Raw genomic sequence first — 12051 nt, forward strand, 5'->3', positions numbered from 1 at the left:
GGGCCGGCACATCAGTCAGATCGGCAGACCAGATGCCTTTTCGATCCGAGCCTCATCGAAGCCGTGCTCGGCGAGAACAGTGCGTGTCTGCGCGCCAAGCTTGCCCGGCGCGCGGACCGCGGGGCGCTGCGAGCGCGAGAACTTCAGCGGCTGATCGACCAGTTTCATGTCCGGCTGCCCTTCAACGGGAACCGTGACGATCAGGCGATTGTTCTCGACCTGCGGCAGCGCCAGCGTCTGCTCGAACGAGAGCACCGGCGCTGCGAGAATGCCGACCTTCTGGAGGCGCGCGACGATGTCGGCAGCCTTGAACTTGCGAAACTCCGGCGTCAGCCGCTCGACAATCTTGTCGCGGATATCGATCTGATCGTTCGCCAACGGCACATTCAGTTCAGCGCTCAGATCCGGAACGCTGAGCGCTTGGCAGACCAGTTGAAGCGGATTGTCGCGGAAGAAACCAAGCACCGTGATCCATCCGTCGGATGTCTCGACCGGGAAGTTTGGCGCCCGGTCAAACCAGCGCGTCTCATAGCCGTAGTTCAGGATCGACGCCGCCTCAAGGCTCTGCATGGCAACGGCCGCGTCGAACAGCGACGACGTGACCTTCTGGCCGACGCCAGACTTTCCGCGCTCGATCAGCGCCAGCAGAATCCCCTGCACCAGCAGCAGGCCTGACGCGTAGTCCGTAAGTGGGACATTCAAATAGCTTGGTACACCACTCGCGCGTGCGTTCTTCATCGCGATGCCGGAGATCGACTGGATCACGAGATCCTGTCCCGCCATCTCGGCAAGCGGACCGGTCTCGCCAAAACCGCTCGCCGCCGCATAGATCAGACGGGGATTGATCTCCGAAAGCTCCTCATACCCGAAACCCAGCCGTTCCATGACGCCCGGCCGGTAGTTGTGCAGCACGACGTCCGCCGTCTTGAGAAGCTCCAGCAGCGCTGCCCGTCCCTCATCATTTTTCAAATCGAGACAGACACATTCCTTGTTGCGATTCACTGCGGCGTAGTAACCGCTCATCAGGTTGTTTTCCGCCGCGTAGAAATCGCCAAGCCGCATCGGATCGCCAACCGGCGGCCGCTCAACCTTAATGACGCGCGCGCCATAGTCCGCGAGCGTCTGGCCAGCCAGCGGTCCCTGATAGACCTCGCAAAGCTCAATGACCTTGATGCCTTCCAGAATCGACATGACGTTTCCTCAGACTGCTTCGTAGATTTCCTTGGCGATCATCATCCGCTGGATCTGGTTCGTGCCTTCCCAGATCTGCGTGACTTTTGCGTCGCGCATCATGCGTTCCACCGCATAGTCTTCCAGATAGCCGTAGCCGCCATGAAGCTGGACCGCGTCGGTCGTCACAGCCATGGCCGTGTCGGAGCAAAGCACCTTGGCGATCGATGCGTGGAGCTTCACTTCGGGATCGCCCGCGATGAACAGTTCACAAGCATGACGCAGCACGGAGCGGGACGATTCCACCTTGATCGCCATCTCCGCCGCCATGGCGCGGATCATCTGAAATTTCGAAATCGACTGGCCGAACTGCTCGCGCTCTGTCGTGTAGCGAAGCGCGGCATCGAGCGCACCCGCGGCAATCCCGAGGGCATGCGCCGACATCTGGAGCCGTGATTTCAGCAGCGCTTCCGTGATGTAGCGCGCGCCCTGCTCCGGATCGCCAAGCAGGCGCGATTCCGGCAGAGCAACATTGTCCATGATGACATCGGAGGTCGGGCTTCCCCGCATGCCCATCTTGCGCTCAGGCGCTCCGAACGAAACCCCGGGATCAGCCTTGTTGACGAGGAAAAGACCGAAACGCTTCTCGGTCGTCCGCGCAAATACGAGGTACCAATCAGCCCAGCCGCCGTTGGTGATGAAACGCTTGGTGCCGTTCAGAACCCAGCCATCGCCGGACTGGACCGCCTTCGTCGATGCGGCCATCAGATCCGAACCGCCTTTCGGTTCGGTGAGCCCCCACGCGCATCGCGCCTTTCCGCTGGTGATCTGCGGGATAACTTCGTTCTGCTGGGCTTCCGTACCGAAGGCAACAACTGCCATCAGAATCCAGCTGCTCGAAATCGCAAGCGCCGTCGAAGCACAGACGCGGGACAGTTCTTCCATCGCCACGCACTGCGCATAGATATCGCCCTCCCCACCTCCAAGATGCTGCGGATATGGCAGGCTCGGCAGACCGAGGCTGAGGCTCGCGGCAAACGATTCGACCGGAGGCATCTGTTCGCGGTCGAGCATCGCCGCACGCGGAGCGAGTTCATCATTCGCAAAGCGCCTGACAGAGGTGCGGAAATCCCGGTATTCAGCTTCGAGATGGGACATAATGGATGTCTTTCGATTATGATGGACCTGTTGTTCTGTCTTGGGTTCAACCCTTGAAGACGGGCGGCCAGCCGCTCCACCCGTTGTTCGCGCGTTCGCTTTCGGGGCTCGCTTTCGCGATTTCATCAGGCGTCAAACCCGCTTCTGCGAGAATCGCGTCGGACTGATCGCTTTCATCGAGCGCGCTTGGCGTTACCGCGGTACGGCCGAAACGGGGAATGGCAGGCACGTTTTCCGGTCCGGCGCCGGGAAAGCGCGCCTGAATATGGGGATGCTCCCAAACCTCATCAGGGTTTAGAACCGGCAGAACGCAGACGTCGCGCCCCGCATAACGCTCCGCCCAATGGTCGCGCGGCTGCGAGGAGAATGTTTTCTCGAAGACCTGTTCGATCTTCGGCCATTGCCGGATGTCCATCTGGTCCGGTAGGTCGCCTTCGCCGATGTCCTCCCACAGCTTGGCGAAGAACTGCGGCTCGAGCGGCCCCACCGAGACATAGCCCTTATCTGAGCATGCGTAGCAGCGATAATAAGGTGCGGTGCCGGCGATCCATCCCACACCGCGATCTGGCATCACCTTCTGATTCCAGACAGGATAATGCATCGCCATCAGCGACATGCAGCCATCGATCATGGCGGCATCAACGAACTGGCCCCGGCCAGATGTGACACGCTCGAACAGCGCCGCCAGGATACCGGTCACGGCGGTCAATCCGCCAGCGGCGAAGTCCGCGATGATGTTCAGAGGCGCGGTGGGTGGACGATCATGAGGACCAATCGCGCCAAGCACACCGGTCAGCGCCAGATAGTTGATGTCGTGCCCGGCTTCCTGCGCGAGGGGACCTTCTTGACCATAGCCCGTCAGAGAGCAGTAGATCAGGCGCGGATTGATCCGGCTCAGTTCCTCATATCCCGCACCGAGCCGCGCGGAGACGCCCGGCCGGAAGCTTTCGACGAAAACATCGACCGTGGCCGCGAGCCGATGCAGAGCCTTGCGCCCGACCTTCGATTTCAGATCCAGCGCGACAAAACGCTTGCCCCGCGCGAAGGAAGGCACGGGCGATCCCGCGCGGCCTCCGGTGACAGCAATCACCTCCGCGCCGAGATCGGCCAGCAACATCGTGCAATACGGCCCCGGCGCAAGGCGCGACATATCGAGGACGCGCACGCCGGCAAGCGGCCGGGCGGCTTTCTGGCTGGTGGAAACCGTCATCTTCTTTTCTTTCAGGAAAGTTGGTTTTTGAGTTCGCGCGCCGCGAGGAGGAAGAACCCCTGCCCGAACAGCGTCCAGTCGAACGGGACACCGGGACCGCCCGGCGGGACGGCGACGCCCGGCACCTTGCCTGCCGGCTCGACCGCCTGCGCAACCGTGCGAAACGCCTTGATTGCCGCCGGCATCAGGGTAGCAGCAACCACGCCAAGGCGCACGCCGCACGCAACGGCGTAAGCGAACATCAGCGTGCCGGACGCCTCGAGGTTCGAACGCGGCTCATCGAGCACATGACAGAAATAGCCGGTCGCATCCTGATAAGGAGCCATGGCGTTCAGGACGCGGGAGCACGTTGCGGCGACAAACTGCGCCTCCGGATGATCTGGCGCGATGGTCAGCAGGTCTACCGATGCACAGACAAGCCAGCCATTGCCGCGCGACCAGAAGGTAGACTGAGTGAAATGATCGGGCTTCTCGCACCACGCATGCCGCGCGAGGTGCTTGTGAGGATCGAGCAGGTGCGCCACATGAACCCGGTACTGCGCGAACGCTTCATCGATTGCGCTCTGGTCCGACGCGATCTGGCCATAAAGCGCCATGAACGGACACATCAAATGCGTGAAGTCGATCCAGAGCTCCGGCCCTTCGGCGCGGGCCCAGATGCCTCCATCGCTGGTGCGCGGGCTGTTTCGCAGGGCCTCCATCTGCCGGCGCGCCGCTTCAAGATATGACGCGTCCCTGTTCTGCCGATATCGGAGCAGAAGCGGATAACCCAGACTGGCCGACAGTGATGCGGTCGGCGTGAAAGAGCGTATATGCCCCCCGACACCCTGCACGGCGTCGGAATAGTTAAGATGCCCATTGGAACGCTGCGTCGCAGTCGCGTGCTGCAGCCAACGGTCCGCGGCGGCAACGACCGCTGGATCGCTATCAGCGAGCAGCCCAGTGATCGCCGTCGCCTTCGTCCAGCAGTCGCGCTCATCTGGATGAGCCAGCGTAAATTCTGTCACGCGACAAATAAGAGCATCAATGTCCATCGAGCATTTCCCCCCATTTGATGAGTTTTTTACTTACTATCCGGATAGTCAATACCATGTCAAGCGATCGAGCCCTATTTTTAGACGAAGAAGAGTTGCCGTCGCACCGGCATCGAGTTGCCGCCCATCGTCACGACCATGCAGCCCGCACACCCTGCCGGCGCTAAAACCCGCGATCCATCTTATAGACGATAGTCGCCACCGGCGTCCGCCCCACTACATCAAACCATTCGCCAATTGGGCGAACCCGCAGCGGTACAAGGAACGATAAGGAACTACAGGAATTCCTCGGTCAGCTCAGGAACGGCCTGATAGAGGTCGGCGACCAGGCCGTAGTCCGCCACCTGGAAGATCGGCGCGTCCTCGTCCTTGTTGATCGCGACGATCACCTTGGAGTCCTTCATGCCGGCCAGATGCTGGATCGCGCCGGAAATACCGATGGCGATGTACAGTTCAGGCGCGACCACCTTGCCGGTCTGGCCGACCTGCCAGTCGTTCGGCGCATAACCTGCGTCCACCGCGGCGCGCGACGCGCCGACGCCGGCGCCCAGTTTGTCCGCCAGCGGCTCGATGTACTTGGTGAAGTTCTCGCGGCTCTGCATGGCGCGGCCACCGGAGACGATGATCTTGGCCGAGGTCAGTTCGGGACGATCGCTCTTGGCGACTTCCTCGCCGACGAAGCTCGACAGCGCCGGATCGGCCGCAGCCGCAGCGTTTTCGACCGACGCGCTGCCGCCATCGCCGGCCGCGGCGAACGTCGACGTGCGCACGGTGATGACCTTCTTGGCATCCTTGGACTTCACGGTCTGGATCGCGTTGCCGGCATAGATCGGCCGCTCGAACGTGTCAGGCGAAACCACCTTGATGATTTCGGAAATCTGCATCACGTCGAGCAGGGCTGCGACGCGCGGCATCACGTTCTTGAAGCGCGAGGTCGCAGTGTGACGCGTTCCGGTGATGCCGAACTCTTCAATGAGCAATTCGATCTCGGCATCTATTACGGCGAGGGCAATTGGAAGGGTGTGAAAAGTATACGCATCTCGCGCGAGGACTTAGTACTAGTCGTCGCGCCCGGATACCGTCCCTGCGGACAGGCGATCACCTCGCCTGAGGCTATAGCAGCCGGCACGCTTCTTCAGCAGTCGAAGCGACCGAACATTTGGCGCGACTGGTTCGCTCAGACCGGCGCGCCAAACGCGAACCCTTGGGCCGGACCCCGCTTTGAGCATTTCTATATGGTTATACAAGCAGTCATCGCCAGCCTCGGGAGCGCCCTCTTGCCCGAGATACTGATAAAAGACGAATTGCAGAGCGGGCGCCTCATAATGCCATTTTCCATGAGAGTGAAGACACAGGAGGCGTACTATCTAGTCTTCCCGGACAGCAGCATGAGTCGCGATAGCGCAAGCTCGTTCAAGGAATGGATAATTGACGAATTCAAATCCAGCCTGTGAGATACTATAGCCCTCCAACTGATGAATGAGGTCGATTTCCTTCGCGTACGGCACGTGAAGCGGCTTAAGGCCGACCGGGTCAATTCCCCCATCGAAAGTATCAAGACGGGCCGCACTAAGATAATCTGCAGACGTTTTCGATGGATTGGACGGATGCATCACGAAGACGGTGCATCCCGAACCGCAATAGCGGTGGGCCTTGCAGCGTAGGGCGTCACGCAAGGAGACGGTCAGCCCCTGACGGGCAAAGCGGCCCACTATTAATTGAAGCGGCCTTTCATGGCATCGGGTAACGGACCGCCAGTGGCCCAATCAAGCAACTCTACGGTGTGAACTATCGGAATAGCCGTCCCGGCGCCGATCTGTGTCATGCACCCAAGATTGCCGCTCGCGATGATTTGCGGCTTTATCTTTTCGATATTCGCTACCTTGCGTAACCGGAGCCGGTCTGCGATCTCGGGCTGCAGAATATTGTAGGTCCCCGCAGAGCCGCAACAGATGTGGCTTTCTGGAACGTCCCTAACGACAAATCCCATCTGCTTCAGAAGTGATTTCGGCTGATCCGCGATGCGCTGACCGTGCTGCATCGAGCACGCGGAATGATACGCGACGATCTGACCCGTAGTCCTAACGGGCCCCTGAAGCTGAAGTTTATAGAGATACTCTGAGATATCCTGTGCGAGCGCGGAAATGCGCGCAGCCTTGCGGGCGTATGCCTTGTCCTCGCGAAGCATGAATCCATAATCTTTAACAGTCGTCCCGCAGCCTGACGCTGTGATGATGATGGCATCGAGCCCGCCCTGGTCAAGCTCCCGTGTCCAGGCATCGACGTTGCGCCGGGCTGCCCCCAGCGCCGATTCCTCGTAACCCATATGATGCACCAGAGCCCCGCAACATCCCCCACCGCGCGGGCTTGTCACCTCGATGCCGTGACGATTCAGCAACCGGATCGCGGCGTCGTTGATGTTAGGATCGATGACCTGCTGGGCGCAGCCGGTCAATATTGCGACCCTGCCGCGCCTATCCTGCACGACCAATTCCCGGGGAGCGGACCTCCGTGCTTTCAGAGCCGGAGCAAGATCGACCATGGCAGCCAACTGCGCGCCTCCCGGAAACCCGGCGATCCATGTCCTCATCGGCCTGACCGCGGCCGCCGACAACAGCGCCAGTCTCAGTCGTTTTGGATACGGCAGCACCGCTGCCAGTATGCCCCGCAGAACACGATCGACCAAAGGGCGCTTGTAGGTCTTCGCAATGTGCGCCCGCGCATGATCCACCAGATGCATATAGTGCACCCCTGACGGACAGGTCGTCATGCAGGAGAGACAGGACAGGCAGCGGTCCACATGTTTGACGACCTTCTCGCTCGCCGGCTTTTCATTCTCGAACATGTCTTTGATGAGGTAGATTCGCCCGCGCGGACTGTCCAGTTCGTCTCCCATCAGCAGGTAGCTCGGACATGTGGCAGTACAAAACCCGCAATGGACGCAGGCGCGAAGAATCTTCTCCGACTCGTTCATGTGCGGCTCGGCGAGCGCTGCCAGCGAGAAATTCGTTTGCATAGGATTCCGATCTTCGCTTTAATTACCGGAGTACATTCTTCCGAAATTGAGAATCCGGTCAGGATCAAACGCAAGCTTGATCCTTCGGGTCAGCTCCGCGAGCGAAGGCGGAAGCGGCTCAAATATTTCGACCTTGCTTCTAACCGCCGGCGATGCGCGCAGAAGTGTTGCGTGGCCACCGAGGCCTCGCATTGCATCCCGGATCACCTTGGAGCCCGCATCTTCTGACGCGTTGACAGCGAGCCAAACCAAGCCGCCGCCCCAATCATAGAAATGACGCACATCGAGTACCCGTTTGATACAAGCAACGGTGCCGGGTGCTTTCGAGGGGGCCAGCGAGAGCCGCCATATGGCACTCTCTGCAGGATCCGCCAGCCACCGCGCATCCCGCACATCAGACCAAATATTTGTGCCCGCTTCTCCCTCTAGAAGGTCGGCCTCTCCATATGGCCGCCAAAGCTTGACGATCTCGCCGCAACGATACGCTACCGAAGGCGCGAACCCCTCGATACGAACGATGGTCAGGGGTTCCGGCACTACGCCCTTCGGCAGATGCGCCGCAGCGGAGACGGAAAATGGAGATCCCAGGGCCGTCGTCAATGCGGCGATTGCCGTCGCATCACTCAATCCGCGCAGCACTAGCGAGGACGCGTATTCCGGTTTTGGCAAAACCTTGAAAATAACCTCGCTGAACACACCGAGCGTACCCCACGCTCCGCAATTGAGCTTTACCAGATCGAGACCGGTGACGTTCTTCATAACCCGTCCGCCCGATTTCACGACATCGCCGCGGCCGTTTACCAGCCGGATGCCAATCAGACTGTCACGGCAGGCTCCCGCCATGATACGCCGCGGTCCTGAAACGTTTCCTGCTGCGATTCCTCCGATCGTCGGCTCATGGCGCCCACCGAGAATCGGCCGATAGTCCATCGGCTCGAACGGCAGCATTTGATTCTGTGTTGCAAGCGTCTGATTGATCTCGGACAGTGGTGTTCCGGGAAGAGCCCCGATCACCAACTCCGTTGGCGCATAGAGCGATATTCCCTGCATACGCTGTGTCGTAACAGACATCGCATATCCATTCGGCCGGCCAATACCTGACTTGCTGCCAGCGCCACTGACAATCAACGGCATTTTTGCCGCTGCTGCCATTCTGATCGATTCAGACAGGTTCTTTTCGTCGCGCGGTTTCAGATCTCCTGACATCGCCAAATTCGCCTAATGTTACATTTGATTTCGGCAGTCAAAGGGAAACACCTTGTCCGTATTCAGCAGCCATTTTGAATCGAATGCTGCACGCAAGCGAAGCTGCTGAGAAAGATCGGCCTCACTGAACTGGCAGCGCATTAGGTCGCGCTTCTCAATACCAACCCCGTGTTCGCCGGTGAGACAGCCACCGACTTCAACGCACAGCTTTAAAATATCGTTGCCCGCCGCCTCCGCTTTCGACTGCTCCGCCGGGTCGTTGGCGTTATAAAGGATGAGCGGATGCATATTTCCGTCGCCCGCATGGAAGACGTTAGCCACACGCAGTCCATAGCGTTTCACGATCTCGCCGATTTGCGACAGCACGTAGGCGAGCTTGCCCGTCGGCACGGTTCCATCCATGCACAGGTAATCCGCAACGCGCCCAGTCGCACCAAAGGCGGACTTCCGTCCCTTCCAGATCGCCGCGGTTTCAATCGCGGACTTGCTCTCCCGGACCGTCTGCACGCCATTGGCTCGTGCAATGGAGATAATCCGGTCGAGCATAGCGTCCATTTCCGCTTTCGAGCCTTCCACTTCGATGATCAGAAGAGCTTCCGCATCAAGAGGATACCCGGCCTTGGAAAAGGCCTCGCATATCTCGATCGCAGCCTTGTCCATGTATTCGATCGCGACCGGAATGATTCCCGCCGCGATAATTTCTGCAACGGTATTGCCCGCTCCATCGGATGAGGGAAATCCAAACAGAACGGGACGCGCGGCCTCGGCCGATCTCAGTATCCGGACAGTAGCTTCGGTCACGATCCCGAGCTGACCTTCAGATCCGACCACAACACCTAGCAGATCCAGTCCACCGCTATCGAGACTGTTTCCACCCAGGTCGAGGATCGTGCCATCGATCAGGACCAATCTGACGCCGAGAATATTGTTGGTCGTAACGCCGTATTTCAGGCAATGTGCACCGCCCGAATTATTCGCGATGTTGCCACCGATGGTACATGCGAGCTGAGATGACGGGTCTGGCGCGTAGAAGAAGCCTCTATCCGACACTGCAGAAGTTATGCTCAGGTTGGTGACGCCCGCTTCGACCCGAATGAAACGGTCATCGTAGTTGATCTCGAGCACGCGGCTCATTCTTGAAAGCCCAAGAACAACAGCATCTTCGGTCGGTATTGCTCCTCCCGCAAGTGAGGTGCCCGCGCCGCGCGGCACGACCTTCACGCCATTATCATGGCAAAACTTGAGAACAGCACTTACTTCATCCGTCGATGTCGGCAACACAACGGCCAGCGGCATTTTGCGATAGGCGGCGAGCGCGTCGGTCTCGTATGCCCTGCATTCGTCTCTATCGGCGATAAGGCCATCGGACGAAACCAAGCTTGTCAGATGTTTCACGATTGTACCGCGACGATCGAGAATTTCCTTGTCTGGCTCGGAGAACATGGTCGCGCTCAAGCGCACCTCCTACATCGAAACACTTCAGCTGCGCACTTCAAGGTTAGGCATGGATCCACCGACCTCATGCAACAACACAAAGCTCGTGATTTCGGCGCCCGCTCCAAGCTCTAACCAAGAGCTGCGACGCGCTCCGGATGTCCGGACCATCGCCATGCGAGCGTTGGCCTGGAAATTCCCAGCATCATTCCGTTGAGTGCGCCGGGATGAAGCCATATCTGTTCGAGCTCCCGGCCTTCCTGTTGCTTTTCCCTCGGATCCAGCGTGACGCCTGCGCCATCCGCCCTTGCTGCCCGCTCAATGCTGCGGACTTCACGGCTCTCGGCATATGCCATGTAGAATGACGCGCGCTCACGCTCATAATATCGACCCATCGTCTTGGTCATATCGGTTGGGGTGATGACTTCAAATCTATCGAGACGATCCGGCGAAAAGAGAGTGAGAACGCCGGTATATCCGAAGAGCTCCGACGTGATCGTGACAAAATTCTCTTTGTTCAATCCGAACACCCGCGCAACGTAGTTCACAGCAGCGGATTGATCCGCCGCCAGCAATGTGACTTCGTAAAGAAAATCCAGCTTTCCTGCCGGTTTCACATCCCGTGGAGGCGAGATCACAAAGTGCACGGGGCTACCTTCGATCTCGATGCGGATGAAATCCTGGCCACCTTCGTGGATATGCAGAGCACCCGCCTGGGTGGCATTACTCACGAGGGCGGACATATCCAATGACGTCGCACCAGCGCCGAAGACATGAGACCGGCCGCGCCGGATCAGTTCATGCTCCACAATTCCGGTGCCATCCGGCTCCAGAAGTTCGACTTCGCCGGTTCCTACGCGCAGCGTAGTCCTTTTGGCCCGAAGCGCCTTGATAGAATCCGATGAGACCTCCTCGGCGCCCACTCTACGGCGCCAAGTTTCCGCGACACCCTTGGCGTCTCGCGTCGCGATCTGCACGCGATCAATCGTCGTCAGCATCCCGATAAAGCCCTTGTTGGCATTCCAACGCGAAGCAGAACTGCTTTCAGTCGTGGTCTAGCGCGCTCGTTATGCACCGATCCGATGAGTAGCTCGCGGTCACAATGGTCTGGAAGACCATCTCGCCGTCTTCACACCTTCGCGCCGAACATGTTCTTCCAGGATTCCGTGCCCGGTTTTGCTTCCCACTTTTTCGTGTCGGACATAACAGCCAGCCCCTCCTGCACCGCCGGACGAATCTTGATGCCGTCGAACCAACGCTTGAGATTGGGATACGCATCAAGCTCCTGTCCCTGCCATCGGTAGGGACGAATCCAGGGGAAGGTCGCAATATCCGCGATCGAGTAGTCGCCGGCGAGATATTCGCGGTCTGCCAGGCGGCGATCGATCACGCCATACAGTCTGGCGGCCTCTTTCGTGTAACGCTCCACGGCATAAGGAATCTGCTCTGGTGCGTAGCGCCGAAAATGATGAGCCTGGCCGAGCATCGGGCCGGCACCGCCCATCTGAAACATCAACCATTGAATGATTTCCATCCGCGCCCGCGGGTCGGACGGCAGCAGCTTTCCGGTCTTTTCAGCAAGGTACAGAAGAATGGCTCCCGACTCGAAAACCGGCAGCGGCTCCCCGTCCGGGCCATCGTGATCGACAATCGCCGGGATCTTGTTGTTCGGGCTGATCTTAAGAAACTCCGCGCCGAATTGATCGCCCTTGGTGATGTCAATCGGCAGAACCCGATAATGCAGGCCGAGTTCGGCCAGCATTATCGTGATTTTGTATCCATTCGGCGTCGTCCAAAAGTAGAGATCAATCATGTACCAACTT

General features: G+C 59.1%; 10 protein-coding genes and 1 pseudogene. 1 reads left to right on the top strand and 10 read right to left on the bottom strand.

Annotated elements, in window-relative coordinates:
• Positions 1–15 precede the first annotated feature (15 nt).
• From BN32_RS08295 to BN32_RS08315, 5 genes and pseudogenes are all read right to left on the bottom strand, one after another.
• Positions 16–1191 (bottom strand): CaiB/BaiF CoA transferase family protein, encoded by a 1176-nt coding sequence (locus BN32_RS08295; protein ID WP_019197690.1) that lies wholly within the window; start codon positions 1189–1191, stop codon positions 16–18.
• A gap of 9 nt (positions 1192–1200) precedes the next feature.
• On the bottom strand, positions 1201–2328 hold the full coding sequence (locus BN32_RS08300; protein WP_019197691.1) for an acyl-CoA dehydrogenase family protein: 1128 nt from the start codon (positions 2326–2328) through the stop codon (positions 1201–1203).
• 46 nt (positions 2329–2374) lie between these two features.
• Positions 2375–3538 carry a CaiB/BaiF CoA transferase family protein gene (locus BN32_RS08305; RefSeq protein ID WP_019197692.1) on the bottom strand — a complete coding sequence of 388 codons (1164 nt, stop codon included), beginning with the start codon at positions 3536–3538 and terminating at the stop codon, positions 2375–2377.
• A gap of 11 nt (positions 3539–3549) precedes the next feature.
• On the bottom strand, positions 3550–4572 hold the full coding sequence (locus BN32_RS08310; RefSeq protein ID WP_019197693.1) for a glycoside hydrolase family 88 protein: 1023 nt from the start codon (positions 4570–4572) through the stop codon (positions 3550–3552).
• Between the two features lie 275 nt (positions 4573–4847).
• Positions 4848–5510 (bottom strand): annotated as a pseudogene (locus tag BN32_RS08315) (electron transfer flavoprotein subunit alpha/FixB family protein); the annotation flags it as partial.
• A 3-nt stretch (positions 5511–5513) separates the two neighbouring features.
• Here BN32_RS08315 and BN32_RS08320 point away from each other — a divergent pair.
• Positions 5514–6026 carry a LysR substrate-binding domain-containing protein gene (locus BN32_RS08320; protein ID WP_019197695.1) on the top strand — a complete coding sequence of 171 codons (513 nt, stop codon included), beginning with the start codon at positions 5514–5516 and terminating at the stop codon, positions 6024–6026.
• Between the two features lie 260 nt (positions 6027–6286).
• Here BN32_RS08320 and glcF read toward each other — a convergent pair whose 3' ends face one another.
• The 5 genes from glcF to BN32_RS08345 form a co-directional block, all read right to left on the bottom strand.
• Positions 6287–7588, bottom strand: a complete 1302-nt coding sequence (gene glcF, locus BN32_RS08325) for a glycolate oxidase subunit GlcF (protein ID WP_019197696.1) — start codon at positions 7586–7588, stop codon at positions 6287–6289.
• Between the two features lie 18 nt (positions 7589–7606).
• Positions 7607–8794, bottom strand: a complete 1188-nt coding sequence (locus BN32_RS08330; protein WP_019197697.1) for an FAD-binding protein — start codon at positions 8792–8794, stop codon at positions 7607–7609.
• A gap of 18 nt (positions 8795–8812) precedes the next feature.
• Complete coding sequence (locus BN32_RS08335) at positions 8813–10237, bottom strand: FAD-linked oxidase C-terminal domain-containing protein (RefSeq protein WP_019197698.1); 1425 nt, start codon at positions 10235–10237, stop codon at positions 8813–8815.
• Between the two features lie 122 nt (positions 10238–10359).
• Positions 10360–11226, bottom strand: a complete 867-nt coding sequence (locus BN32_RS08340) for a VOC family protein (protein ID WP_019197699.1) — start codon at positions 11224–11226, stop codon at positions 10360–10362.
• A gap of 131 nt (positions 11227–11357) precedes the next feature.
• A complete protein-coding gene (locus BN32_RS08345; RefSeq protein WP_019197700.1) occupies positions 11358–12041 on the bottom strand; it encodes a glutathione S-transferase N-terminal domain-containing protein in 684 nt (227 codons plus the stop codon).
• Between the last annotated feature and the right edge of the window lie 10 nt (positions 12042–12051).

Source organism: Afipia birgiae 34632, from assembly GCF_000308295.2.
Classification (GTDB): Bacteria; Pseudomonadota; Alphaproteobacteria; order Rhizobiales; family Xanthobacteraceae; genus Afipia; species Afipia birgiae.

Excerpts from the sequence above, each read along its gene's own strand:
- BN32_RS08335 (WP_019197698.1), bottom strand. The coding sequence starts at position 10,237 with ATGTTCTCCGAGCCAGACAAGGAAATTCTCGATCGTCGCGGTACAATC.
- BN32_RS08300 (WP_019197691.1), bottom strand. The coding sequence starts at position 2,328 with ATGTCCCATCTCGAAGCTGAATACCGGGATTTCCGCACCTCTGTCAGG.
- BN32_RS08340 (WP_019197699.1), bottom strand. The coding sequence starts at position 11,226 with ATGCTGACGACGATTGATCGCGTGCAGATCGCGACGCGAGACGCCAAG.
- glcF (WP_019197696.1), bottom strand. The coding sequence starts at position 7,588 with ATGCAAACGAATTTCTCGCTGGCAGCGCTCGCCGAGCCGCACATGAAC.
- BN32_RS08330 (WP_019197697.1), bottom strand. The coding sequence starts at position 8,794 with ATGTCAGGAGATCTGAAACCGCGCGACGAAAAGAACCTGTCTGAATCG.
- BN32_RS08345 (WP_019197700.1), bottom strand. The coding sequence starts at position 12,041 with ATGATTGATCTCTACTTTTGGACGACGCCGAATGGATACAAAATCACG.
- BN32_RS08310 (WP_019197693.1), bottom strand. The coding sequence starts at position 4,572 with ATGGACATTGATGCTCTTATTTGTCGCGTGACAGAATTTACGCTGGCT.
- BN32_RS08295 (WP_019197690.1), bottom strand. The coding sequence starts at position 1,191 with ATGTCGATTCTGGAAGGCATCAAGGTCATTGAGCTTTGCGAGGTCTAT.
- BN32_RS08305 (WP_019197692.1), bottom strand. The coding sequence starts at position 3,538 with ATGACGGTTTCCACCAGCCAGAAAGCCGCCCGGCCGCTTGCCGGCGTG.